Source organism: Nonomuraea maheshkhaliensis, from assembly GCF_039529435.1.
GTDB lineage: Bacteria > Actinomycetota > Actinomycetes > Streptosporangiales > Streptosporangiaceae > Nonomuraea > Nonomuraea maheshkhaliensis.
In genome coordinates this window covers 65,781-90,985 of the sequence record NZ_BAAAMU010000018.1, presented here as the reverse complement: position 1 = coordinate 90,985, position 25,205 = coordinate 65,781, and the positions used below count along the sequence as shown (strand labels likewise).

At 70.8% G+C, this 25,205-nt stretch carries 16 protein-coding genes; 2 read left to right on the top strand and 14 right to left on the bottom strand.

Annotation, left to right across the window (positions count from 1 at the left end; all coding sequences use genetic code 11):
* Positions 1-20: 20 nt before the first annotated feature.
* The 9 genes from ABFX54_RS14970 to ABFX54_RS14930 all read right to left on the bottom strand — a co-directional run bounded on the left by ABFX54_RS14970 (position 21) and on the right by ABFX54_RS14930 (position 16,070).
* Positions 21-3,500, bottom strand: a complete 3,480-nt coding sequence (locus ABFX54_RS14970; protein WP_346105185.1) for a ThuA domain-containing protein — start codon at positions 3,498-3,500, stop codon at positions 21-23.
* Between the two features lie 40 nt (positions 3,501-3,540).
* Positions 3,541-4,374 (bottom strand): sugar phosphate isomerase/epimerase family protein, encoded by an 834-nt coding sequence (locus ABFX54_RS14965; RefSeq protein ID WP_346105183.1) that lies wholly within the window; start codon positions 4,372-4,374, stop codon positions 3,541-3,543.
* Positions 4,375-4,412: 38 nt separating this feature from the next.
* Complete coding sequence (locus ABFX54_RS14960; RefSeq protein ID WP_346105181.1) at positions 4,413-5,609, bottom strand: substrate-binding domain-containing protein; 1,197 nt, start codon at positions 5,607-5,609, stop codon at positions 4,413-4,415.
* Positions 5,596-6,546, bottom strand: coding sequence for an ABC transporter permease (locus tag ABFX54_RS14955; protein WP_346105179.1), 951 nt, complete (start codon positions 6,544-6,546; stop codon positions 5,596-5,598). Before ABFX54_RS14955 ends, ABFX54_RS14960 begins: the two co-directional genes overlap by 14 nt.
* Positions 6,543-7,550 carry an ABC transporter permease gene (locus tag ABFX54_RS14950; RefSeq protein ID WP_346105177.1) on the bottom strand — a complete coding sequence of 336 codons (1,008 nt, stop codon included), beginning with the start codon at positions 7,548-7,550 and terminating at the stop codon, positions 6,543-6,545. The genes ABFX54_RS14955 and ABFX54_RS14950 overlap by 4 nt, the downstream gene beginning before the upstream one ends.
* A complete protein-coding gene (locus tag ABFX54_RS14945) occupies positions 7,551-8,981 on the bottom strand; it encodes a sugar ABC transporter ATP-binding protein (protein WP_346105175.1) in 1,431 nt (476 codons plus the stop codon). It lies immediately after the preceding gene.
* Positions 8,982-9,101: 120 nt separating this feature from the next.
* Positions 9,102-10,832 carry a ThuA domain-containing protein gene (locus tag ABFX54_RS14940; protein ID WP_346105173.1) on the bottom strand — a complete coding sequence of 577 codons (1,731 nt, stop codon included), beginning with the start codon at positions 10,830-10,832 and terminating at the stop codon, positions 9,102-9,104.
* Between the two features lie 11 nt (positions 10,833-10,843).
* Entirely contained in the window at positions 10,844-13,657 is a 2,814-nt protein-coding gene (locus tag ABFX54_RS14935) for a PQQ-dependent sugar dehydrogenase (protein WP_346105172.1), read from the bottom strand.
* 40 nt (positions 13,658-13,697) lie between these two features.
* On the bottom strand, positions 13,698-16,070 hold the full coding sequence (locus tag ABFX54_RS14930) for an RICIN domain-containing protein (RefSeq protein WP_346105170.1): 2,373 nt from the start codon (positions 16,068-16,070) through the stop codon (positions 13,698-13,700).
* A gap of 289 nt (positions 16,071-16,359) precedes the next feature.
* Between ABFX54_RS14930 and ABFX54_RS14925 the strand changes: the two genes are divergently transcribed.
* Positions 16,360-17,097, top strand: coding sequence for a FadR/GntR family transcriptional regulator (locus ABFX54_RS14925; RefSeq protein ID WP_346105168.1), 738 nt, complete (start codon positions 16,360-16,362; stop codon positions 17,095-17,097).
* A gap of 86 nt (positions 17,098-17,183) precedes the next feature.
* On the opposite strand, the gene ABFX54_RS14920 is transcribed toward ABFX54_RS14925, so the two are convergent.
* The 4 genes from ABFX54_RS14920 to ABFX54_RS14905 are packed head-to-tail and all read right to left on the bottom strand — an operon-like array spanning position 17,184 to position 21,321.
* Positions 17,184-18,332 (bottom strand): mandelate racemase/muconate lactonizing enzyme family protein, encoded by a 1,149-nt coding sequence (locus ABFX54_RS14920; RefSeq protein ID WP_346105166.1) that lies wholly within the window; start codon positions 18,330-18,332, stop codon positions 17,184-17,186.
* A gap of 25 nt (positions 18,333-18,357) precedes the next feature.
* On the bottom strand, positions 18,358-19,185 hold the full coding sequence (locus ABFX54_RS14915) for a carbohydrate ABC transporter permease (RefSeq protein WP_346105164.1): 828 nt from the start codon (positions 19,183-19,185) through the stop codon (positions 18,358-18,360).
* Complete coding sequence (locus tag ABFX54_RS14910) at positions 19,185-20,069, bottom strand: carbohydrate ABC transporter permease (RefSeq protein ID WP_346105162.1); 885 nt, start codon at positions 20,067-20,069, stop codon at positions 19,185-19,187. Before ABFX54_RS14910 ends, ABFX54_RS14915 begins: the two co-directional genes overlap by 1 nt.
* A 4-nt stretch (positions 20,070-20,073) precedes the next feature.
* Positions 20,074-21,321 carry an ABC transporter substrate-binding protein gene (locus ABFX54_RS14905; protein ID WP_346105160.1) on the bottom strand — a complete coding sequence of 416 codons (1,248 nt, stop codon included), beginning with the start codon at positions 21,319-21,321 and terminating at the stop codon, positions 20,074-20,076.
* A 149-nt stretch (positions 21,322-21,470) separates the two neighbouring features.
* Here ABFX54_RS14905 and ABFX54_RS14900 point away from each other — a divergent pair, with 149 nt between their 5' ends.
* Complete coding sequence (locus ABFX54_RS14900; RefSeq protein WP_346105158.1) at positions 21,471-22,241, top strand: FadR/GntR family transcriptional regulator; 771 nt, start codon at positions 21,471-21,473, stop codon at positions 22,239-22,241.
* Positions 22,242-22,316: 75 nt separating this feature from the next.
* Here ABFX54_RS14900 and ABFX54_RS14895 read toward each other — a convergent pair.
* A partial coding sequence (locus tag ABFX54_RS14895; protein ID WP_346105156.1) for a glycosyl hydrolase family 95 catalytic domain-containing protein occupies positions 22,317-25,205 on the bottom strand: 2,889 nt, incomplete at its 5' end.

Sequence of the window (25,205 nt, the reverse complement as noted above, 5' to 3'; positions counted from 1 at the left end):
GGCCCGCGCCGTGGCCGGGGTCAGGTACGGGTCCAGCGCTGGTTGGCGCCGCCGTTGCACGACCAGATGGTCAGCTTAGTGCCGTTGGCGGTGGCGTTGCCGGGCACGTCCAGGCACTTGTTCGCGCCGACGGCGGTGACGGTGCCGTCGGCGTTGAGGCGCCACTTCTGGTTGTTCTGCCCGTTGCAGTCCCAGATGATGACCGTGGTGCCGTCGGCCGTGCCTGCGCCGTTCACGTCCAGGCACTTGCCGCCGTAGACCCGCAGCTCGCCCGCGCTGGTCGTGGTCCACTGCTGGTTCACCTGCCCGTTGCAGTCCCAGATCTGCGCCTGCGTGCCGTTGGCCTGCGAGGACCCGGCGTCCAGGCACCGGTCCGACCCGGCGCCCCGCAGCGCGCTCGTGGTGTCCGGGGGCGAGCCGTCGCCCTGGCCGACGCCCCTGCCGTTGAAGGTGATGGAGTCCAGGTCGAACGCGTTCGCGGACGGCGCTTTGAACACGACGTGGATGTTGCGCGTGCCGCCGGGGTCGGTGACCCGCACCGCGGGCAGCGACACGTAGGTGTTCCAGCCCCCGGTCGCCGGCACGGTGCTGGTGGCGAGGAGGGCACCGGCCGGCGAGTCGGCGCGCAGTTCGATGGAGGCCCCGGTGCCGGACGGCGCCGAGACGCGGAAGGACACCGTGTCGATGCCGGACAGGCTGATCGGGGTGAAGGAGATCCAGTCGTTGTTGGAGATGTCACCGATGCGCCTGCCGCCTTCGGCTCCGGACTCGTCGATGACGCGGATCCCGGACGAGCCGGTGAAGTGCTCGGCCTGCTTGTGCTTGGGCTGCAGGGTGATGCCGGCGGAGCCCTTCAGGCCGCCGGAGTCGGTGTAGTCGGCGGACAGGGCGTAGTAGACGTTGGAGGCCTCGTCATGGCCGGAGGCGGTGGTCGTGACCGTCCCGGTGCACCCGGTGTACTGGCCGGTGTCGTGGGCGTGCTGGTCGTGGCCGAGCGCGGTGATCACGTTGACCTTGGCGCAGTCGGCGGCGCCGTCCTCGGCGTCGGTGACGTTGACCGTGTAGTCCACCTCGTCGCCGAAGTCGATGAACCCGCCGTCGGGCGGAGCCGAGAAGGCCACCTTGGGACGGGTGTTGCCGACGACGACGGGCACCGTGACGCTGCCCGTCTTGCTGCCCGCGTCCCGTACGGTCAGCTTGGCGGTGTAGGTGCCGTTGGCGTTGTAGGTGTGGGAGGGGTTGGCGCTGGTGGAGGTCGCGCCGTCGCCGAACTCCCAGGCGAAGGTGATGGCGTCGCCGTCGGGGTCGGCCGAGCCGGCCGAGGAGAACGCCACCGTCAGCGGCGCCGCGCCCGAGTCGGGGCTGGCGCTCGCCTTGGCCAGGGGCGCGCGGTTTCCGGCCACGTAGTCGATGCGGTAGATGCTGTCGTCGGTGTTCGCGTGGCCGAAGCCGTTGCCCCAGTCGGCCATGTAGAGGGCGCCGTCCGGGCCGAACTTCATGTCGATCGGCGCCCGCGGGGCGAGCTGCGCCACGAAGGGGTTGATCTTCAGGAGGTTGCCCGAGGAGTCCAGGCGGAACTCCTTGACGAAGTTGCGGCTCCATTCGTAGAAGAACGGTGCGCCGTCGTAGTAGGCGGGGAACTTCCGGTCCGAGCCGCCGGTCGCGTCGTAGCGGTAGAAGGGGCCGCCCATCGGGGCGGCGCCGCCGCAGCAGTCGATCTCGGGGAACTCGGCCGAGGCGTGGTAGTTGTACCACACGGTCGCGGCCTTGGCCGCCGGCAGGCTGGTCAGGCCGGTGTTGTTGGGCGAGTTGTTGACCGGCGCCGAGCAGTCGAACTTCGCGCCGGAGGTGCCGGTGGCGAAGTTGTAGTCGTTGAACGGGAGGTTGTTGCCGACGCAGTACGGCCACCCGTAGAAGCCGGGCTGCTTGATCAGATTCCACTCGACGGTGCCCTCGGGGCCGCGGTTGGGGTTCGCGGCGCCCGCGTCGGGACCGTAGTCGCCCACCGAGATCCAGCCTGTCACCTTGTCGACCGCGAAGCGGAACGGGTTGCGGAAGCCCATCGCGTAGATCTCCGGCCGGGTCCTGGCGGTGCCGGGCGCGAACAGGTTGCCGGACGGGATCGTGTAGGTGCCGTCGGCCTCGGGGTGGATGCGCAGGATCTTGCCGCGCAGGTCGTTGGTGTTGGCCGAGGACCGCTGGGCGTCGTAGTGCTCCCGGCCCTGCCGCTCGTCGATCGGGGCGTAGCCGCTGGAGCCGTTGGGGTTGGTGTCGTCGCCGGGGCCTATGTAGAGGTTCCCGCCCGGCCCGAACGCGAGGTAGCCGCCGGTGTGGCCGGGCTCGTCGACGTTGCGGTACGCCGGAACCTCGATGACCTTCTTCTCGCTCGCCAGGTCGAGGCCGGTGCCGTCGAAGGTGAACCTCGACACCCGGTTCACCTCACCGCCATTGGCGGGCGAGTAGTTGATGTAGATCCAGCCGTTGGTGGCGAAGCCCGGGTCCAGCGCCAGGCCGATGCCGCCGTCCTCGCCGCCGTCGTACACCGGCAGGGTGCCGATGACGCGCGTGCCACCGCCGTTGGCGGGGATGAGGTTCACCTTGCCGGAGCGCGAGATGTAGAAGACCCTGCCGTCGGAGGCCACGTCCAGCTCCATCGGCTGGTCCGGCGCGCCGTCGAGGGTGACCTTCTGGAAGCGGGCCGCGACCGTCCCGCCGCAGTCGCCCGGCGCCGCGCCCGCCGCCCACTGCACCGCCCCCAGCAGGTGCTGCCTGAACAGCGGCTCGGCGTAGGAGGACGTCTGGTGGCCCATCGCGGTGGCGAACACCCGGCCGCCCTCCGGGTTGTGACACCAGGAGATCGGGTGGTCGGCGCCCATCCTGCTCGGCCCCGCGTCATAGGTGGTCTCGTCGGCGGTCACCAGGACGTGGACCGAGCCCCGCGTGTTCTTGTCGAAGTTGTACCACTCCTCCGAGCGCACCCACCGGTCCGGCAGCCCCTTGGTGGCGGGGTGGGCCTTGTCGGCCACCTTGGCGGTGCCCTGCAGGATCGACGAGTGCGCGGTCATGTGGGCGCCGGCCAGGACGATCTGGTCCCACCAGGGGAACTGCGCCTCGATGTTCATGTCGGTGGCATTGTGGATCGCCACGACGCCGCGGCCGCTGCGCACGTAGGACTGGAAGGCCTGGCGCTGGGCGTCGTTGTCCCACACCATGCCGTTGGTCTGGAACATGATCACCGCGTCGTAGGTGCTCAGCGTCGCGTCGGTGAAGACGGAGGAGTTCTCACTGTGGTCGAGCTGGAAGTCGTTGTCGGTCGCCAGCTGCTGGAACATCGCGACGCCGGCGGGGATGGAGTCGTGCCGGAAGGCGCCGCTCGCCGTCTCGGTGAACAGCAGCACCTTGAACTGGGGCGCGGCCGCGTGCGCGACCGGCGGCGACAAGGACAGCAGCAGCCCTGATAAGGCTGCGACCAGGGCAAGGAACAGGCGTGATCTTCGCATGAAGGATCTCCTGAGGGGGTGCCGGCAACGGTGGGAACTTTCAAAGCGCGCGCAGGTAGGCCAGGCCGTCCACGGCCAGGTCGTCCTGGCTCCGCGCGAGAGGCCGCCAGATGGAGGCCGCGGTGGCAATGGTCCGGTTGTGCGCGGTGAACGACTCGATGACGAGCGGGCCTTCGTAGCCGGCGTCGCGCAGGGCCCGGGTGAAGCCCGGCCAGTCGAAGCGGTCGGCCCCCGGTGTGCCGCGATCGGTGCCGCACACCTGCACGTGCGCGAGGCGATCCGCCGCGGCCCGCACCGCCCGGGCGGGGTCCTTCTCCTCGATGTTGAGGTGGTAGACGTCGAGGGCCAGGTGGCAGTCCTCCGGCAACGCGTCGAGCGCCTGCTCGACGGTGTTGAGGAGGCTGGTCTCGTACCGGTTGAGCGGCTCGACCGCGAGCTTGATCCCGCGCCCGGCCGCGTGGTCCAGGACGGGACGCAGGTTCTCGCGCAGCTCGGCGTAGACGGCCCGGCGTTCGTCCGGCGAGAGCCGCCAGGTGCGGCCGACCGAGGCGTACGCCGGCCCCGCGATCACCGGGGAGCCGACGGTCACCGCCACGTCGACGCAGTGCCGCAGATAGTCCTGGGTGTCGCGGACGGTCTGCGGGGAGGCGGCCACGAGCTCGCGCCCCGGCGGCATGACCAGCACCACGGACGCGGTCAGCCCGTGCTCGGCCAGCACCGCCGCGGCCTTGCCGGGGTCCCAGTCGCCGGGCCGCTCGACGGGCAACTCGATGACGTCGAACCCCCACCGGGCGACGCGGGGGGCGAGCCGCGCCAGCTCGTCGTCGGTCAGCGGGGAGACCCAGACCCAGGTGTTCACTCCGATGGAGAACATGGCGTCCCTCTTCGTCGTCGTTCGCGGGAAGGAGCCGGTCAGCCCTTCTTCCCGCCCCAGCTCTCCGGGAAGCCGGGCAGGTCCTCACACCCGCACAGCGCGTAGTGCAGGGGCGGCATGTTCGGCTTGAGGTAGGCCGGCAGGTTCTCGCTGGTGACCTTCGGCTGTGGCAGGTTCCACGTCCCGGGCACCTCCTCGCCCTTGAGGATCTTCAGCGCGGCGATGACCGGGGTGCGCCACTGGTAGGTGGGGTACGTGGGCGCGACGGCGGTGAGGCCGGTGTCCTTCCACTTCTGCAGGAAGTCCTGCTGGTCCTCGCCGTTGATCGGCGGCACCCGCAGGCCGGCGTCCTCGAACGCCTCGACCGCGGCCACCGCCGTGGCGCCAGCGTCCATCCAGACGCCGTCGATCGTGCCGTGCCGCTGGATGTAGTCGCTGACGATGCTCTTGGTCTTGGCGGCGTCGCCGTCGGTGAACTCCACCCCCACCACCTGGAGGCGGCTCCTGTCGAAGACCACCTTCGCCGCCGACCAGCGAGTCTCCAGCACGTCCACGCCGGGCAGGATGCGCAGCGCCAGCACCTTCCCGCCCGCCGGCACCTTCTCCGCCAGGAACTCGGCGGCGTCGGCGCCGAAGGCGTAGCCACCGATGGGCTTGATGAACGTCACCGGGCAGTCGGTCTCCACACCCCGGTCGAACACGATGACGGGCACCTTCCCGCAGGCGGCCGTCACGGCCGGGGTGAGCGTGGCCGTGGTGTTCGGCGAGACGATCAGCGCATCGCAGCCCTTGGCCTGCAGCTCGGCGATGTCGGAGATCTGCTTGTCGTCCTTGCCCTCGGCGTCCAGGGCGGTGAACTTCTCGATCTCCTCATGCAGGCCGACCTCGGCCTGCATCGTCTTCCAGCCGACCTGGCGCCAGGGGTTGTTGACCGCCGCGTTGGAGAAGCACAGGTGGTACGGCCCGTCCTTCCTGTACTTCGCCGTGTCGATCATCTTCGGGGCGATGGCCTGCTCCCAGGGCTTGTTCGCGGGGCCCTCAGGCGTCTGGGAGCGCATGGCGAGCTGGGCGTCGAAGTCCGCCTGGACGAAGAACTTCGACTGCGCGCCCGTACCGGAACCCTGAGCGCTCGCGGCGGCCGAGGTGGCGGTGGCCGCCGGCTCGTCGGTGGTACAGGCGGCGACGAGTGCGCCGAGCGCGGTGAGCACGGCGACTGCGGCCTTAGGACGCGGCATGTACGTCTCCTCTTCGGGGGGTGGGCTTCCGGGGAAGCCGGACGTTTCCTGCCGCGACCGCGGCGATGATGATGACGCCCTGCACGGTGAACTCCAGCGCCCCCGAGATCCCGTACAGGTTGAGCAGGGTGAACAGCGCCTCCAGCGTGACCGCCCCGGCCATGGCGGCGAGCACGGAGCCGCGGCCACCGCCGAGCACCACGCCACCGAGGACGACCGCGGTGATGGCGGAGAACTCCAGCCCCTGGCCCGCCTGCGCCGAGACCCCGGCGAAACCGCCGAGCAGGATCGCCGCGACGGCCGCGGACAGGCCGGAGAGCATGAAGGCGAAGATCTTGGCCCGGTCGACCCGCACCCCGGACAGTGCCGCGGCGCGCTCGTTGTCGCCGGTGGCCATCAGCGTCTTGCCGAAGTCGGCGCGCATGAGCCAGACCGCCGCCGCGCCCGCGGCCAGCATGATCAGCACCGACCACGGCACAGGCCCGAGGCCGCCGCGGCCGAACGCCCTGAAGCCCTCCGACAGCGCGCCGCGCGGCGCGCCACCGGTCCAGAGGAAGACCGCCCCGCTGAGGACGAGCAGCATGCCGAGCGTCACGATGAACGACGGCACCCGCAGCTTGGTGGTGAGCACGCCGTTGACGAGGCCGACGAGCAGCCCGGCGACGATCAGCAGGGCGAGGACCGGCCAGGTGGCGGACTCGTCGCCGTCGATGAGCCGCGCGGCGATCACCACCTCGGCCGTCACCAGCGAGCCGACCGACAGGTCGAACTCGCCGGAGACGACCACGAAGTACTGTCCAGCGGCGAGGATCACCAGCGGCGCGGCCCGTTTGAGGAACGCCAGGAACCCGGCGGGCTCCAGGAAGAAGGGGTTGGCGACCGCGATCGCGGCCAGGAGCACCACGAGGACCGCGAGGATGGGAAGTGCCCGTTTCATGCCACCCGCCTCGTGCCGCGCCGGGCGTAGACGGCCACCGCCATGACGATGACCGCGCCGCGGACCACGTCCTTGGCGAAGGAGTTGACCTCGAGCTGGTTGAAGAGGGTGTCCAGGACGGCCAGCAGCAGGACCCCGCCCACCGTTCCGGCGACCCCGCCCCTGCCTCCGGCCAGCGCGGTCCCGCCGAGCACTACCGCGGCGATGGACTCCAGGTCGTACCCGCCGTCGGTGCCCACCGTAGGCGCTCCCGCCCCGAGCCTGGCGGCCAGCAGCAGGCCCGCGATGCCGGCGCAGACCGAGCAGAGCACGTGGGTGATCACGATGACGCGGGACGTGCGGATCCCGGACAGCCGGGCGACCTCCTCGTCGCCGCCCACCGCGTAGATCCGGTAGCCCAGCCGGGTCCTGCTCAGCAGGAACCAGGCCACGACGGCCACGCCCGCCCAGAGCATGGCGGAGACGGGGATCGGCCCGACGCGCGAGTAGCCGAGGAGCTGGAACGACTCGGGCACCTTACCCGCCGGGCCGTCGTACAGGTGGTCGACGACGCCCTTGATGATCAGGCCGACGCCGAGGGTGGCGATGAAGGCGTGGACCTGGAGCCGGGTGACGACCAGCCCGTTGACCAGTCCCACCAGCGCGCTGATGGCCAGCGCCGCGGCGATCGCCGGCCCGGCGTTCCCGTCCTGGCCCGCCATGATCTCGGCCGCGACCAGCGAGGTCAGGCTGATCAGGTACGCCACCGACAGGTCGAGCGACCCGGCCAGGATCGCCAGCGTCTGCCCGATCGCCACGATGCCGAGGGCCGCGGAACGCTGCTGGATCCCGACGACGCTCTCCAGGGTGAGGAACTGGCCGCCGTCGAGCGCGACGAGGGCCCAGCCGGCCGCGACCAGGCCGAACATCGCGAGGAACACCACCCGCGCGGGGTCGCGCAGGTGGCTCGCCAGGCCGCCGCGCGGCTGGCGGGCGGGGCGGCGGGCGCGCGTGAGCAGGTCCACTCAGCCCACCTCTCCGGCGGCCAGGCGCATGACGGCCTCCTCGGAGGCCCCGGCCGGCAGCGTGCCCGCGACGCGGCCGTCGCGCAGGACGACGACGCGGTCGCTCATGCCGATGAGCTCGGGCAGCTCGGACGAGATCATCATGATGGCCATGCCGTCGTTCGCCAGCTCTCGCATCAGGTCGTGGATCGCGGCCTTGGCCCCGACGTCGATGCCCCGGGTCGGTTCGTCGAACAGCAGCACCCGTGGCGCCATCGTCATCCACTTGACGAGCACGACCTTCTGCTGATTGCCGCCGGACAGGTAGCGGACCTCCTGTTCCCGGTGCGCAGGCGGCAGGCGCACCCGTTCGAGCAGGCCGCGGACACCACCGCGGTTCCCGGCGCCGACCGCGCGGGCGACGAGCAGGACGTTGTCGCGTACGGACTGGCGCAGCGCGAGCCCTTCGGCCTTGCGGTCCTCGGTCACGAGCCCCATGCCCAGGGCCACGCCCTCCCTGACCGAGCGCGGGCGCGAGGGGGTCATCTCGCCGGTGGTGAACGGCTCCGCGCCGAAGATCGCCTTGGCGAGCTCCGACCTGCCCGACCCCTGCAGGCCCGCGATGCCGACGATCTCCCCGGCGCGCAGCTCCAGATCGATGTCGCGCAGCTTGTGGTTGCCGGCCGCGCGCAGGCTGAGCCGCACCTCGCCGGCGCCCGCCGAGCGGGGCGGGTAGTAGGTGCCGAGGTCGCGGCCCACCATCAGGCGGATCAGCTCGTCGCGGGTCACCTCGCCGATCGGGAGCGTGGTGACGCGCGCGCCGTCCTTGAGCACGGTGACCCGGTCGGCGAGGTCGACCACCTCGCGTAATCGGTGGGAGATGTACACGACGGCGACGCCGCGCTCCCTCAGCCGCCCGATCAGCCGGTAGAGCAGCTCGACCTCGTGCTCGGCGAGCGCCGCGCTGGGCTCGTCCATGACGAGGAGCCGGGCGTTCACCGACAGCGCCTTGACGATCTCGACGATCTGCTGCTGGGCCACCGGTAGGCGCTTGACCGTGTCGCGGGGGCCGAAAGGGCCCTCGCCCAGCTCGTCGAGGAGCCTGGCGGTCGCCTTCTCCATGGCGGCGCGGTCGACCAGGCCGCGCCTGACGGGCTCGCGCCCGAGGAACACGTTCTCGGCGACGGTGCGCTCCGGCAGCAGGTTGAACTCCTGGTGGATGATGGCGATGCCGGAGCGCTGCGCCTCGAGCGGATGGCCGAAGGAGACCGGCCGGCCGTCGATCTCGAACACGCCCTCGTCCGGCGGGTGCACCCCGCAGATGATCTTCATGAGGGTGGATTTGCCGGCGCCGTTCTCGCCGACGACGGCGTGAACCTCGCCGGCGGTCACCTCGAGGTCCACCCCGGACAGCACCCGCACGCCCAGAAAGGTCTTGCCGATGCCGCGCATGCTCAGCACCTGGCCTGCCTTCGTGGCCGAGCGGTGGATCGCAAGCTCATGAGCCTCCTGACGCGGGATGCGGAGAAAGGTGGCCGGCGTGCGCCGGCCACCCGGTGGGGACGGACTGCTTCAGGCACGGGACCAGCGCTGGTTGCTGCCTCCGTTGCAGGTCCAGATGCGTGCCTTGGCGCCGTTGGCGGTGCCGCCGACGTCCAGGCACTTGTTCGCCCCGACGGCGGTGATCGTGCCGTCGGCGTTCAGCCGCCACTTCTGGTTGTTCTGGCCGTTGCAATCCCAGATGATCACCGCGGTGCCGTCCGCCGTGCCGGCGCCGTTCACGTCCAGGCACTTACCGCCATAAACCCGCAGCTCACCGGCGCTGGTGGAGGTCCATTGCTGGTTCACCTGGCTGTGGCAGTCCCAGATCTGCGCCAGCGCGCCGTTGGCCTGCGAGGCTCCGCTCACGTCCAGGCACCGGTTCGAGCCCACACCACGCAGCGCGCTCGTGCCGCCCGGGTTGCTGGTCAGCTCCTTGACGCGGATGTTGCGGAAGGCCACGACGTCGCCGGGGCCGTGGTTCTGGATGCCGACATGGCCCTGCTGGAGCGAACGGACCGGGTCGGTGTTGGTGAAGTCGTTGACTTTGGTGCCGTTCAGGAACACCTGCAGCCGCTCACCCTCCACCAGCAGCTCGTAGGTGTTCCACTGGCCCGGCGGATTGAGCGCCGCGTCGCGGGCGGCGAGGTCGGCGGACTTGAACCCGTAGATGGCCCCGGTCGTCTTGTCCGCGGTGTCGGTCGCGTCGATCTGCACCTCGTATCCGGTGTTGAGCGCCGCGCCGGGGTCGCTGGTGGCCGGGAACCCGACGATCACGCCGGAGTTGGAGTCGCCGGTCAGCTTCCAGTCGAGCTTGAGGGAGTAGGAGCGGAACTCCTTGGCGTTGTGCCACAACATGCCCATGCCGCCCTGGGAGGTCAGCGTGGCGTCGCTGTTGGCGAACGATCCCGGCCCCGCCTGCGACCAGCCCGCCGTGGAGCCGTTGTACAACGTCGTGTACCCGGTCTCCGGACGGCAGTCGGCGTTGACGGCCTTGGCCGCGTACCGGATCCCGCCGACCAGCAGCGCGCGGAAGTCCGGATCGGCGTACGACTCCTGCGTGTGCCCCAGGCCGGTGTAGAAAGCACGGCCTGAGGACTGCGGGTGGCACCAGGTGATCGGATGATCGCCCATGCCACCGCCGCTGTAGCTGCTCTCGTCCAGGCTCTGCAGCACCCGGACGTTCGGGCGGGGGTTGGTGCGGTAGTTGTACCACTCGTCGGTGCGCGACCAGGTCGCCCCGAGGTGCGCGGTCGCGGCGTGCGCCCGGTCCTCGGTCCGCACGGTGGCCCGCTGGATCGCCGGATGGTTGTTGAACCAGGCCCCCACGAGCTGCCCGTAGTAGGGCCAGTCGTACTCGGTGTCGGCGGCCGCGTGCACGCCGACATAGCCGCCCCCGCCGTCCACGTACGTCTGGAAGGCGGCCTGCTGGCCGGCGTTCAGCACGTCGCCGGTCGTGCTGAGGAACACCACCGCCTGGTACTGGGCCAGGTTGCCCGTGCTGAAGGCGGCCGAGTCCTCGGTGGCGTCCACGGCGAAGTCATTGGCCGCGCCCAGGTCGCGGATGGCCTGGATCCCGGTGGGGATCGAGTCGTGCCGGAAGCCGGCCGTCTTGGAGAACACCAGCACCTTGACGGCGGCGGCCTCGGCGGGGAGGGCGGGGAGCATCGTCGTGGCGAGGCCGATCGCCGCCGCTGTCAGTGTGAGGCGTCGCAGCGTCCTGCGGCCGCTCCCGGGTAAGGCCGAAGTCAGATGTCGCAGCATGGGTGTCCCTTTCAGATGCGGGTCCAGCGCTGGTCGGTTCCTCCGTCGCAGGTCCTGATGCGTGCCTTGGCGCCGTTGGCGGTGCCGGGCACGTCCAGGCACTTGTCCGCGCCGACGGCGGTGATCGTGCCGTCGGCGTTGAGCCGCCACTTCTGGTTGTTCTGCCCGTTGCAGTCCCAGATGATCACCGTGGTGCCGTCGGCCGTGCCGGCCCCGTTCACGTCCAGGCACTTGCCGCCGTAGACCCGCAGCTCGCCCGCGCTGGTCGTGGTCCACTGCTGGTTCACCTGCCCGTTGCAGTCCCAGATCTGCGCCTGCGCCCCGTTGGCCTGCGAGGCGCCGTTGACGTCCAGGCAGCGATTCGAGCCCACGCCCTTGAGCGCGCTCGTCCCGCCCGGGCCGCCGGTGGACAGGGTGAAGGCGTCCACGTCGAACAGGTAGCCCTGCCCGGCCGGGCCGCGGAAGACGAGGTACAGCGTCGTGGTCCCGGCCGGCGCACCGGCGAGGGACGCCGAGACGTCGGTGAAGACGTCCCAGCCTCCGGTGCTCGCCACGGTCGCGGTGCCGAGCAGCGTGCCCGTCGCCGAGCCGGCCCGCACCTCGATCCGGCCGCCCGCGCCGGCCGAGGACACGCGGGCGGTGATCCGCGTGGCGTCCGCCAGCCGGTACGGCTGGAAGGAGATCCAGTCGCCGTCGTCGATGAAGCTGGCTGTCATGCCGCCCTCCGCCGTGGCGTGCTCGGCCGTCTGGACGCCCTGCTGGGCGCCGAAGTGCTCCGCCTGCCGGTGCCGTGGCTGGAGGATGCGGGCGCTGGTCGAGGTCAGGCCGCCGCCGTCGGTGTAGGAGGCCTCGAAGACCCCGTAGATGTTGGCCGCGGCGTCGTGCTCGCCGTCCACGGGCACCGCGATGGAGCCCGAGCAGCCGGTCCTGGAGGTGATCTGGTGGCGGTGGCTGTCGTGGCCGAGGAAGTAGGCGACGGTGACCCCGGCGCAGTCGATCGTGCCGTCCTCCGGGTCGCTGACGGTGACCTGGAAGGGCACGGTGTCGCCGAAGGAGAAGGGCTGTCCGTCGCCCGGGGTGGCGAGGGTGACCGTGGGCGCGGTGTTGCCGACGGTCACGGTCACGCTCGCCGTGCCGGTGAGGCCCTGCGGGTCCCGGACCGTGAGCGTGGCCGTGTAGGAGCCGTTCGCGGAGTAGGTCTTGGCCGGGTTCGCCGCCGTGGAGGTGGTGCCGTCGCCGAAGTTCCACGCGTACGTCAGCGCGCCGCCCTCCGGGTCGGAGCTGCCCGCCGAGGAGAAGGCCACGGTGAGCGGCGCCGGTCCTGACGTCCTGTCGGCGGACGCCTTGGCGATCGGGTTGCGGTCGGCGTCGCCGATGTACTCGATGCGGTAGAGCGCCTGGTTGTTGCTCCCGGTGCCGTAGTCGAGGACGTACAGGGCTCCGTCGGGGCCGAAGGCCATGTCCATCACCTGCGTCCCCGACCAGGGGAACGCCGCGATCTCTCCGTACCCGCCGTCCTGCTCGACCTCGATCGCCTTGATCCAGCGCCGCCCGTACTCACCGGCGAAGTACCGCCCGTCGAGCGACTGGGGGAACTTGACGGCCGAGCTCAGACCGGGATCGTAGCGGTAGACCGGGCCGCCCATGGGCGACTCCGACCCGGAGCCGAACTCCGGCGGGCTTCCCGCGTCCCCCGCGTACCGGATCCAGGCCGGCTTCGCGGCGGGCAGCGTGGCCTGGCCGGTGTTGCGGAAGGAGTTGTTGGCCGGGCCGCCCGCGCAGTCGTACTTGGGGCCGGTGGCGTTGGTGGCGAAGTTCCATTCGTTGTAGGTCTCGGCGGTGGTGTTCGTGCCCGTGCAGTACGGCCATCCGTAGTTGCCCGGACCGGTGACACGGTCGAACTCCACCTGCCCGTTCGGCCCGCGGGCCGAGTTGGTCACGCCGGCGTCGGGCCCGTAGTCGCCGAGGTAGACGATGCCGGTCGCCTTGTCCACGCTCATCCGGAACGGGTTGCGGAAGCCCATCGCGTAGATCTCCGGCCGGGTTCTCGCCGTCCCCGGCGGGAAAAGGTTGCCGCTGGGGATGGTGTACGTGCCGTCGGCCTGCGGTTTGATGCGCAGGAGTTTGCCGCGCAGGTCGTTGGTGTTGGCGGCGGAGCGCTGGGCGTCGTACTGCGGGTTGCGGCCGGTCCGCTCGTCCAGCGGGGAGTAGCCGGCCGACTCGAACGGGTTGGTGTCGTCTCCGGTGGTCAGGTAGAGGTTGCCGGCGGCGTCGAAGTCGATGTCACCGCCCACGTGGCAGCACATGCCGCGGTCGTTCTGCACCCGCAGGACCACCTTCTCGCTGGACAGGTCGAGAGTGTCGTCCGTCCTCAGGGTGAACCGGGACAGATACAGCTCGCCCTTCCACTGGTCGAACTGGGACTGCGTGCCGGTGCTCGGCGCATCGCCGCTCGGCGTGCTCAGCCGCGGGGAGTAGTAGAGCCACAGGTGCCGGTTGGAGGCGAAGCCGGGATCGGCCGCCACGCCCTGCAGGCCCTCCTCGTCGTGGGTGTAGACGTTGAGCCGGCCGGCCACCTTCGTGGCGCCGGCGGCGTCGGTGATGCGTAACGTGCCGTCGCGTGCCGTGTGCACCACCGACCGGTTCGGCAGCACGGCCAGCGACATCGCCTCGCCCAGCTCCGTGCCGCCCGAGGCGAGCGACACCTGCTGGTAGTCGGACGGCGGGATGTCGAGGGCGTACGCGGGGGTGGCGTCGAGCGCGAGCGCTCCGGGGGCGATCAGCGCCAGCGCCGTCAGCAGAACGCGCCACGGACGTCGGGACATGAGGGTTCCCTCCTGCGACAGGAAGACCGTTCGGACGGTGTCAGGCTCGGGACCACTTCTGGTCGGCGCCGCCGGTACAGCTCCGGATGCGCGCCTTGGTGCCGTTGGCGGTGCCGGGCACGTCCAGGCACTTGTCCGCCCCGACGGCGGTGACGCTGCCGTCGGCGTTGAGCCGCCACTTCTGGTTGTTCTGACCGTTGCAGTCCCAGATGATCACCGCGGTGCCGTCGGCGGTGCCGGCCCCGTTCACGTCCAGGCACTTGCCGCCGTAGACGCGCAGCTCACCGGCGCCGGTCTGGGTCCACTGCTGGTTGGCCTGGCCGTGGCAGTCCCAGAGCTGGGCCTGCGCGCCGTTGGCCTGTGAGGCGCCGTTGACGTCCAGGCAGCGGTTCGACCCCGCGTTCTTCAGCGCGCCGGTGCCGCCGGAAGGTGCGCCTTCGGGCCCGGCGGCGGCGATCACCGCCTGGGCGCCGGCCGGCCAGGAGCCGCCGGAGACGGTGACGTTGCCGTTCACCACGTTGCCGCGGTCGCCGTTGGTCACGTTCGTGCTCCCGTTGGTGGACCAGTTGCCGGTGACGGTGAAGTCGCCCATGTTCTCGCCGTACCAGTAGTTGGCGGTGGCCCAGGTGCCGGTGCTGGACAGCACGTTGTTCCTGACGGTGTAGTACCTGGAGCCCTCGTCGAAATAGACGCCGAACCAGCCGTTGGTGCGCAGGCAGTGGTTGTCGCTGATCACCGCGCCCGGGTTCCACGAGAGCGTGTAGATGCAGCCGCCGTCGGTCATCTGACGCATGACGTCGTGCACATAGTTGCCGACGAGCCGGTTGCCGGAGGCGGTGGTGGGCGTGGTGTAGCGGGGCTGGAAGTCGTACAGGCCGCGCTGGGCGTAGTGGTCGCTGCCGCCCGGCTCGTTGGCGCCCCAGCCGTACCCGATCGACATGCCGGTGTAGGGCAGGTTGTAGACCTCGTTGTGGGACACGTCGGTGCCGGTGACGTACGTGGTCAGGACCGAGACGACGCCACGGTGGTCCAGGCCGAGGTCGTGAATGCGGTTGTGACTGACGGTGATGTTCCGGTTGACCATGCGCGGGTCGCCCGGATGGTGCGCGTCGGCGCGCACGCCGCCGGCCACGATGCCGCCGGCGGAGCTGTGGGCGATCTCCGATCGGGTGACCGTGATGCCGGTGGCGCCCAGGCCGACCCCGCTGGCGTGCGCGTTGGCGTCGTTGCCGATGCCGATGGCGGTCTGTCCCAGGTTGACGAAGCGCGAGCCGGTGAAGGTGATGCTGTCGGCCGCGGAGACCTGCACGGCGGCGGGCATCTGGAACCAGTTCGGCCGGGTCGCCTCGAACTCGCGGCAGCCCTGGTGGCAGGAGGTGAAGGCGGGCCGGTTCCAGTCGCCGGCGATGTAGGCGCCGGTCTGCTGGTCCACGTAGCCCTGGTCGCCGCTCGGGCCGAGCCAGCTGGTGCCGGTGAAGGTGATCCCGCTGAACGTGATGTGGTGCGCGGGCGCGTCATAGGTGCCCCCGACCTGTACCAGCGACTGCAGCACCGGCAGCTCTACGCTGACGTCGGCCATGCTCTGCCCGGCGAGCGGGATGTAGGACAGGGCGCCGGTCGCGGGGTCGAGGTACCACTCCCCCGGCGAGTCGAGGAACTCGTAGGCGTTGACCAGGTAGAGCGGGCCCGCCCGGTGCGGGCTGGTGAAGGTGTCGTAGCCGAAGTTGTTGTTGCTCCAGGCGGGCTGCCGCATCGTGATGAGGTTGCCGCCGATGCTCCGCACGGGCGCGTACCGGTCGGTGAAGGAGCCGACGCTCTCCATCTCGATCCGGCCCTGGCCGGTGAGGTTGTTCAGGTAGCTCAGCGCGCCGCTGGTGAACCTCATTCCGGTGCTGCCGGCGGTGAAGTCGGACCGGTTGACGGCGGTGCGCGCCCGGGTGGCGAGCGCGCCGTCGACGTACAGCTGCCGGGTGTCGATCCCGGCGCCGACGCCCGCGCGCCAGATGTTCCTGCCGGAATCGGCCAGTGACCAGCCGGTGACCGCCCTGGCTCCGCTGATGATCGGAACGGCTCCCTCCGCGGCCCGCCACGTGACCGTGTACCCGTTGGAGCCGGAGTCGGCGGCGGTCAGCCGGAGCGGCGCGGAGAGCCGGTACACCCCGCCGGCCAGCTCGACGACGATGTCACCGGACATCCCGGCGTTCAGCGCACGTACCGCCGCCTGCGCCGTGGACAGCGCGCACGGCTGGGCGGAGGTACAGGCGGTGCCGCTGCCGGACGGTGCGGCGTGGAGGGTCGTGGTGGCGGCGAGCGCCGGAGCGGGGGCGATCATGACGAACGCCGCGGCGAGCACGGCGGCCACGAGGCCGATCACGGTGGGTCTCGGCGGCGTGACGGGCGAGGGTGAGGGCACAGTCGTTCCTCCGGGGGGTGGGGGGCGCCGGCCTGCCTCCCCATTACCGTCAGATCTTGAGAGCCCGTCAAGGGATTAGGCGGGCTTATCTCCTGGCTCCACGCCCGCACTCTGCGATCTCAGTGCCGCGATAGCCGCGTTCATCTGCGGTAATTCCGGGAGTGGCGCGCTTCCGTATCGATCGGTTGCGAATGAACCGTTCATATAAGTCGTACTCATCATCGGCCAAGCCTCGGAGATTTCGGTCCATCAGTCATACTCAGGCAGGGAACGGCGAGGAGGGAGCACGGTGACCGACACTCCCCGCGAGAGCGGATACCGGCCGGGCTACGAGGTGGCGGCCGAGCAGGTGCTGGAACTGATCGTCGAGCTCGGCCTGCGCCCTGGCGACCGCATGCCGACCGAGAACGAGCTGGCCCGGCGGCTGGGCACCAGCCGCACCGTGGTGCGCGAGGCGGTGAAGATCCTCTCCGCGCTGGGCCGGGTGCGCGCCCAGAAGGGCCGCGGGCTGTACGTGGCCGACGACGAGGGGATGTTCGGCTCCGGGCGCCGGGGGTCCTTCTTCCTTCCGACCGACCTCGACCACGTCTACATGCTGTTCGAGTTCCGCCAGGCGCAGGAGATGGAGACCAGCCGGCTGGCCGCCCGCCGCGCCACCCCGGCCGAGCTGAGGGCCATCGAGGAAGCCGCCGCCCTGTGCCGCCAGGGCTTCGAGACCGGGCGCGAAGACCTGTTCAACGAGGGCGACGACGCCTTCCACACCGCCGTCGCCACCGCCTCGCACAACATGTTCCTCCAGGTCGCCGTGCGGGAGGCGCGCAGGCTGCAGGCGCAGTCGAGCCTCATCGGCCTGCGCGGCTCGGTGGGCGGGCACGCCGCCAAGGCGGTCGAGGAGCACGACGCGATCCACCGCGCCATCCGCGCCGGCGATCCGGAAGCGGCCGCACAGGCGGCGGCCACACACATCGACAACACCCTCGCCGACTACCGCAGGGAGATCCAGCAGCGCCTCTTCTCGGCCCGGTGAGGCGACCGGTGAGGCGACCGGTCCGGATCGGCGTGGGCCGCGCGCGGCCGGCGGGGCGGGTCCGGGCGGGCGGGAGCGGGGCCGGCTCATCGTGGTGACCGTGCTGGGAAGGAGTGGTCGGCGACCGCCAGCAGCCGCCGTCCGGCATGCTCCGGCCGGACGTCGGGGCTCTCCGCCGTCCTGGCGGCCGGCCGGTGGAAGGCGCCGAGCGCCTGCTCGTCGACCGTGACGCCGAGGCCCGGCGCGTCGCCGAGGACGACCGTGCCGTCCTCGATGTGCAGGTCGAGGGACAGCCCGAGCGGCGGGTGCAGATTCTGCAACTCACTGGCCAGATGGTTCGGCACCGACGTGGCGGCGTGCAGCAGCGCGACGGGCGTGCCGCCGATCGGGCTGACCGGCAGGTCGTGCGCGTGCGCCAGCGCGGAGACCCGCAGGAAGTGGGACACCCCCCAGACGACGGCCGTCTGGACGATGTCCACGGCCCCCGCGGCCAGCAGCGGGCGGAACTGCTCCAGCCCGGTGAGGTTCTCCCCCGTGGCGACGGAGGCGCGGATCCCGCGGCCGACGGTGGCCAGGCCCTCGGCGTCCCACCGCCGTACCGGCTCCTCGATCCAGGTGAGATCCAGCGTGCGTTCGAGCTCGCAGACGTGACGGACGGCCTGCTTGCGGGTCCAGGCCTCGTTCACGTCGAGCATGAGGCCCGGCCGCGCGCCCTGCCCGGCCTCGGTCAGGACATCGCGGACCAGCATCAGGCGGCGCCGGTCGCGTTCGATGTCGAGGCCACCCTTGATCTTGGCCGCGCGGAGCCCGTGCTGGGCGTAGACCTGGTAGACCGCGACGAGTTCGTCGTCGGTCAGGCCGATGTCGAGGCCGGAGGCGTAGGCGGGCACCCGCCGATCGCGCCCGCCGAGCAGGCGCCAGAGCGGCTCACCGGCCGCCTGGGCCTTGATGTCCCACAGGGCGGTGTCGAGCGCCCCGATCGTGCCGAAGACGGCGCCGGCGTGGCCGGCCTTGAAGGTCCGCCGCAGCATGCGGTCGTAGAGCGCCGTCACCCCGCGCGGGTCCTCACCCTCGATCGCGGCGAAGACGGTGTCGATCTCCACCTGCGGCCCGAGGCCGACTCCGGTGATCCCCTCGTCGGTGTCCACCAGGACGAGCGGCACCGGGACGGTTCCGTCGGCGAAGACGCCGTTGACGTCCCCGACGGGACGGCCCCATTCCTGGACCGTCGTCATGGTGCGATACCCCGTGATCCGCATGTCAGCCTTTCGTGGAACCGGCGGTGACGCCGTCGGCGATCTGCCGCTGGAGGAACAGATAGATCATCAGTACGGGTACCGCGGCGATCAGGACACCCGAGGCGAAGGTGGGAATGTCGCCGGAGTACTGCCCGCGCAGCGCGTTGACCCCGATCATGAGGGTGCGGTGTTCCGGCGACGGCATCATGAGCAGGGCGATGAGCACGTCGTTCCAGCAGAACAGGGCGTCGAGGATGCCGACCGACAGCAGCGCGGGCGCGCCCAGCGGGAGCATGATCCGCCGGTAGACGCCGTACACCGAGTTGCCGTCGATCCTGGCCGCGTCGACGATCTCCGCCGGGATGGTCCGGTAGTGGCTCGTCATCAGGAAGACGGTGAACGGCAGATACTGGGCGACGTAGGCCAGGATCAGCCCTGGATAGGTGTCGACGAGCCCGCTGTCGGCCATGACCCGGGTGAGCGGGACCATGATCACCTGGAACGGGATGAACAGCCCGGCGAGACAGCCCAGGAAGATCATCGAAGAACCGCGGAACCGCAGCCGGGCCAGCGCGAAGCCCGCCATCGACCCCAGCAGGAGCAGCAGCGCCACGGCACAGGCGACGACGACGAACGAGTTGACGAAGTAGCGCCCCATCCCGGCGCCGTTCCACGCCTCGGCGATGTTGTCCCAGCGCAGGGCGCCCGCCGGGGCGAACCGGTCGAGGACGTAGTCGCGACGGGTCTTCATCGCGACGTTGGCGGTGAACACGAGCGGATAGATCGTCGCCAGCGCGAGAGCGGCCATCGGCACGGTGGCCGCCCACCTGGCCAGGCGTCCCCCGGGCATCAGTCCTGCCTTCCCGCGCGCCGCAGCAGCGTGATCTGCAGCAGCCCGACCACGAGCATGACGACGAAGAGCACCGTCGAGGCGGCGGAGGCGAGCGCCGGCCGGTTCAGCTGTCCCTGCTGATGCCAGATGTAGTACTCCGGCAGATAGGTGGCGCCCTCCGGGCCGCCGCTGGTCATGACGAAGAGCAGGCCGAACATGGACGTCAGCATGCCGATCATCGTCGTCACGAAGACGAACTGGATGGTACGGGTCAGGCTCGGGATGATCACGTGCCAGATCGACTGGCGGAGCGACGCGCCGTCCACGCGGGCGGCGTCCAGCAACGAGGAGTCCAAGGTGCTGAATCCGGCGAGGAACACCACCAGGGCCATCCCGAAGGTCGCCCAGACGTGCACGCCGACGACTGTGAACATGGCGATGCCCGGATCGCCGAGCCAGTCGACGGGGCCGGCGCCGACCGTCCCGAGCAGGAAGTTCAACGGGCCGTCGTACCCGAGCATGAGGTTGAAGATCGCGCCGACGATCACCGGTGAGAGCACGGCAGGGAAGAAGTAGACGCTGCGGTAGACCCGGTGGCCCGGCACACGCAGGTAGATGAAGGTCGCGAGCAGGCCCGGGATCGCCACGGCCACCGGCAGCAGCAGGATCAGCAGCCCGACGTTGCGCAGCGAGACGCGGAACAGCGGGTCGGCGGCCAGCTCCAGGTAGTTGCCCAGTCCGACGGGGGTGCCGTTGAGCTCGCCGTCGCCGGTGAAGGAGAAGTTGACGCCCAGGGCCAGCGGCCACAGCCGCAGCGCCACGATGATCAGCACGGCCGGGGCCACCAGGACGTAGGGTGCCAGGCGCTCCGCCAGCGCTGACGACGGCTCTGCGGTCCGCACGCGGTCAGCCCTTCCGGTCGGAGGCGGACAGCTGCCCCAGAGCCTTGTCCACGGTGGTCGACCCGCTCAGCAGCTGCTGGGACAGCCGGCCCATCACGTCGAGGGTCTTGGAGGACAGCGCCACGTGCAGGGCGGGCCTGCCGGTCTCGATCTGGGCGGTGATCGTGGCGACGGCCGGGCCGGCCTGCGAGACGTCGATCGTCGTGTCGGACACGATCGCACCGGCCTTGCCGTAGAACGCCGTCAGCGCACCGGTGGAGGTCAGGGATCGCACCAGGTCCGCGGCCAGGTCGGGGGTCTTCGTCCATTTCGCGACCGCGTAGCCGATGCCGCCGTCGTACGGGAGGCTCGGAACGGCCCCGTCGGTGACGACCGGCGCCCGCATGACCCCGATCTTGTCGGGCGGCAGGAACTCCTTGAAGTCGTTCCAGTGCCCGATATCCGACATGAGGCCGATGATGTGAGCGGCCTTACCGGTCTCGAAGACGCGGAACACGTCGCTGAACATCGCGGTGGAGTTGGCGCCGTCGTTGTTGAGCCCCTTGTCGCCGACGTCCTTCCACAGCTCGAAGATCCGCTTCACGCCGGGAGAGTTCCAGTCGCGCTTGCCGGCGATCCAGTCGTCGTACTCCTTGGGGGTGAGGACACCGGACCCGAGGCCTGACAGGAAGAACTGGATGCCGAAGCCCTCCTTGTTGCCGAGCGCGAAGCAGGCGGCCCCGGTCGCCTTCTTGACGGCGGCGCAGCCGCTGACGAACTCGCTCCATGTCTTGGGCGGGGCGGCCGGGTCGAGGCCGGCCCGCTCGTACAGCGCCTTGTTGTAGTAGATCGGGTGGCCCTGCAGGGTCACCGGCGCGGCGTAGACCTTGCCGTCCTTGCTGAAGGCGTCCCAGCCCGCCAGCCGGCTCTTGTCCTGGGCCACGTACGGGTCCAGCGGGAGGAGCGCGTCGGCCCGGTCGCGGATCTGCCCCCCTCCGTTGAAGAGCATGACGTCGGGCCCCTTGCCGGTCTGGATCGCCGTGCCGAGCAGGGTGTAGTACTGGTCGAACGGCTGGGCGACGAACTCGACGGTGACGCCCGGGTGCCGCTTGGCGAAGTCCGCCCTGGCCTGCTCGATGTAGGTGGCGGCGGCCGCCTCACCGGACTTCCAGTCCCAGACCACCAGCTTCTGCTGCGGCTGCGACGCCTGTCCGGACGGTGACTCCGTCCGGGTGGCGCTTCCGCAGCCCGCCACGGTCAGTGCCACGGCCATCAGAGCCGACCATAACGTTCGCTGCTGCATCGTTGCCCGCCTCCCGGGAGCGGCCACCGGATCCGGCCGACTCCGGCAAACATAATTCGTATGACGTCTTACGGCAAGAGAGTCTCGCGTATACTGCTTGCCTGGTCAGCGGAGGCGAAATGACGGCATCGCGGGAATCGATCGGCAGTGTCCCGGCGCAACCGGCCTGGGTACGCCGCCCGGCGAGTCTGGCCAGAGCGGTGACGGCCGAGCTGGTGGAGCGCATCGTGCGCGGTGTGCACCCGCCGGGCACCTCGCTGCCTCCCGAGCCCGCCCTGTGCGAGGCGTTCGCCGTGAGCCGCACCGTCGTGCGCGAGGCGGTGAAGATCCTCCAGGAGAAGGGGCTGGTACAGGTCCGCCAGGGCTCCGGCACCATGGTGACCCCGCCGGCGACGTGGGACATGCTCGACGAGCTCGTCCTCACCGCGACCATCGCCGAGGACGAGAGCCTGGCGATCCTCGACGACCTCGTCGTCACGCGGCGCGTGCTGGAGTCCGACATGGCCAACGTCGCCGCCCGCCTGGCCGGGCCCGACACCATCGACCGGCTGCGCACCCTGGTCGATGAGATGGACGAACTCGTGGACGACCCGGTCACGTACGCCGAGAGCGACCGCGCCTTCCACGACACGATCATGCGGGCGTCGGGCAACCGCATCGCGCGTGGCGTCGTGCGGTCGCTGGAAGGCCAGGTCGTCAACACCGCCCGCTACCTGGGCCGGACCGAGCGGGCCCTGTGCGTGGCCTCGAACCAGGGCCACCGCCGCATCTACGAGCGCGTCGCCGCCCACGATCCCGAGGGCGCCGCCGAGGCGATGTTCCAGCACATCACCGAGGCCTGGATCGTGCGCCGCGACGGCACTGCCGACCCCGTCCGCCTGCGGCGCTAGCACGATCGTCCCCGGCGCACCGGCGTGAAGGGCCGACCGTCACGAGATACCTGGCTGTCACGAGATGCCCGCCCCTCAGGAGATGACGGTCCACTGGTTGTTGGTGCTGCTGTTCGGCGCCCACATCGCCACGGTGGAGCCGGCGGCGCCGTTGCCCATCCCGTCGAGAGCGGTCCCGGTGCCCCGGTTGATGATCTGATACCGCCCTTGTGCCACCGCGTTGAGCCGCCACTGCTGGTTGTCGCCGCCGTTCCAGGGCGCCTGCCGCGCGCTCGCGCCGTTCGCGGTGGCGCCCCAGCTGTCGATGACCATGCCGTTGGTGCGGTTGACGATGCGGTACCAGCCGCCGCCCAGGTCGAGGAGCTGCCACTGCAGGTTGGTACTGCCGTCGTAGGTCCACTGCTTGAGCACCGAGCCGGCGGCGACGTCGCCGCCGCTGTCCAGGACGAGGCCGGTGGTGACGTTGGCGATGCGGACGTAGGCGGCGGGTGCGGCGGTCACCGTGACGCGGTAGGCGCGGCCGGCCGTGCCGGTCAGGGTGACGACGTCCGGCTCGGGGCGGGTGACCGTGACGGCGCCGCCGGTCGTGGTGTCGGCCACCTGGACGGTTCCGGCGAACGAGCGGCTGCGGACATTGACCGTCGCGTCCCGGTCGAAGCCGATGACGACGTCGGTGGCCGCGCCGGACCTCCAGGTCGCGTCCACGGTGTGGCCGCCGCGTCCGCGCAGGCCCCGCACCGTGCCGGCCGGCCAGGCGGACGGCAGGGCCGGCAGCACGTGCAGCTCGCCGGTGTGGCTCTGCAGCAGCATCTCGGCGATGCCGGACGTGGCGCCGAAGTTGCCGTCGATCTGGAACGGGGGATGCAGGTCGAACAGGTTGGGCGCGAGCCGGTCCGTCCGGACCAGGAGGCGGAGCAGCGCGTGCGCCCGGCTTCCCTCCTCCAGGCGCGCCCAGTAGTTGATCTTCCAGGCGAGTGACCAGCCGGTGCCGTCGTCGCCGCGCAGTTCGAGGGTGCGCCGGGCGGCGGTGTGCAGGGCCGGGGTGCCGCGTCTGGTGATCTGGTTGCTCGGGTGCAGGCCATAGAGGTGGGAGACGTGCCGGTGGTTGGTCTCGGGCTCGATCCAGTCGTACAGCCACTCCTGGATGTTGCCGCGCGAGCCGATCCTCATCGGCGGCAGCCGGTCGCGGGCGGCGAGGACCTGCGTCCTGAAGCCGGCGTCGGTGCCGAGCTCCTGAGCGGCCTTGGCGCAGCCGTCGAACAGGTCGCGCAGGATCTGGTTGTCCATCGTGGGTCCGGCGCAGACGCTGGCGTCCTGGTGATGGCCCAGCTCCGGGGAGTTCGACGGGTTCGTGACCAGGTAGCCGAGATTCGGTTCGCGTACGAGGGTGTCGAGGAAGAACTGCGCGGCGCCCTTCATGGCCGGGTAGTACCGCCGGAGGAAGTCGAGGTCGCCGGTGAAGGTGTAGTGGTCCCAGATCAGGGTGGCCAGCCAGGCGCCGCCGGTCTGCCACATGCCCCAGAACGCGCCGTCCACGACCGACGTCCCCCGCCAGGCGTCGGTGTTGTGGTGGGTCACCCAGCCGCCGGCGTCGTACTGCGCCCGGGCCGTGCGGGCGCCGCTGACCGTGAGGTCCTCGATCATCGCGAAGACCGGCTCGTAGCATTCCGCCAGGTTCGTGGTGTCGGCCGGCCAGTAGTTCATCGGCAGGTTGGCGTTGATCGTGTACTTGGAGTCCCACGCCGGCGCGAGCGAGTCGTTCCAGATGCCCTGCAGGTTGGCAGGTTGGGTGCCGGGCCGGGAGGAGGAGATCAGCAGGTAGCGGCCGAACTGGAACAGCAGCGCGGAGAACTGCGGGTCGTCGGTGCTCGCGTGTTGCGCGATCCGTACGTCGGTCGGCTGGTCGGCGGCCGCGGTACGGCCGAGATCGAGCGTCGTGCGCCCGAACAGCCGCAGGTAGTCGGCGACGTGCCGCTCGCGCAGGTCGTCGTAGGCCCGGCCGGCCGCGGCGTCGAGATGGCGCCGGGCGATGCCCTGGTGGTCACCGCCGGCATCGCGCCAGCCGACGCGGCTGGAGCCGATGGAGATCAGCACGGTCACGCTGTCGGCGTCGCGGACCTGCAGCGTCCCGCCGGAACTGCTGACGCCGCCGCCCTCGGCGACGGCCCGGGCCAGGGCGAGGAACCTGACGGAGCCGGTTACGCCCTCCATGTCTCCGGAGACGCCGTCGAGCGCCACGGTGGACCCGTCCGGGCTGGTGCGCGTCGTGCGCTGAGGGCTGCCGAACGTCGCGGAGAACGTGATCGAGCCGGGCCTGTCCGCGGTCAGGCGGATGGCGATCACCTGGTCGGGCGCGCTCGCGAGTGCCTCGCGCCGGTAGCGCACACCATTGCGCAGGTAGGACACGGCCGTGGTGGCCGTGGTCAGGTCCAGATGGCGGCGGTACTCCGAGACGCCGCCGGCGCCGCCGAACGTCAGGCGCAGGTCGCCGACGGTCTGGTAGGCCAGTTGGCCGGCCGGGGCGCCGAGCATGTTCTGGTCGATCAGGGCCTGGGCCTGGGCCCACTGGTTCTGGAACACCAGCTCCCTGATCCGCCCCAGCGCAGCTGCGCCTCGGGGGTTGCTCTGGTCGTACGGCCCGCCCGCCCAGACGGTGTCCTCGTTGAGCTGCAGCCGCTCGGTGTCGGTGCCGCCGAACACCATGGCGCCCAGGCGGCCGTTGCCGATCGGCAGCGCTCTCAGCCAGTCCGTGCCGGCGCTCTCGTCGTACCACAGGGCCAGGTCGCCGGCGGCGCGCACCTCCGCAGGGGGCGCCGGGGCGGCCCGGGCGGCGGCCGTCCAGGACAGCGGCACCATCGCGGATCCGGCACCGGCCGCGCCGAACCTCAGCACTTGTCTTCGCGATAAATCCGACATGACGCTCTCGTTCTCCGCACGGGCGTGCGGGCTCTGGACGGGCGTGCG

Coding starts and splice junctions, on each gene's coding strand:
- ABFX54_RS14955 (WP_346105179.1), bottom strand. CDS start 6,546: ATGAAACGGGCACTTCCCATCCTCGCGGTCCTCGTGGTGCTCCTGGCC.
- ABFX54_RS14935 (WP_346105172.1), bottom strand. CDS start 13,657: ATGTCCCGACGTCCGTGGCGCGTTCTGCTGACGGCGCTGGCGCTGATC.
- ABFX54_RS14945 (WP_346105175.1), bottom strand. CDS start 8,981: ATGCGCGGCATCGGCAAGACCTTTCTGGGCGTGCGGGTGCTGTCCGGG.
- ABFX54_RS14905 (WP_346105160.1), bottom strand. CDS start 21,321: ATGGCCGTGGCACTGACCGTGGCGGGCTGCGGAAGCGCCACCCGGACG.
- ABFX54_RS14970 (WP_346105185.1), bottom strand. CDS start 3,500: ATGCGAAGATCACGCCTGTTCCTTGCCCTGGTCGCAGCCTTATCAGGG.
- ABFX54_RS14920 (WP_346105166.1), bottom strand. CDS start 18,332: ATGACGACGGTCCAGGAATGGGGCCGTCCCGTCGGGGACGTCAACGGC.
- ABFX54_RS14900 (WP_346105158.1), top strand. CDS start 21,471: ATGACGGCATCGCGGGAATCGATCGGCAGTGTCCCGGCGCAACCGGCC.
- ABFX54_RS14965 (WP_346105183.1), bottom strand. CDS start 4,374: ATGTTCTCCATCGGAGTGAACACCTGGGTCTGGGTCTCCCCGCTGACC.
- ABFX54_RS14915 (WP_346105164.1), bottom strand. CDS start 19,185: ATGCCCGGGGGACGCCTGGCCAGGTGGGCGGCCACCGTGCCGATGGCC.
- ABFX54_RS14960 (WP_346105181.1), bottom strand. CDS start 5,609: ATGCCGCGTCCTAAGGCCGCAGTCGCCGTGCTCACCGCGCTCGGCGCA.
- ABFX54_RS14940 (WP_346105173.1), bottom strand. CDS start 10,832: ATGCTGCGACATCTGACTTCGGCCTTACCCGGGAGCGGCCGCAGGACG.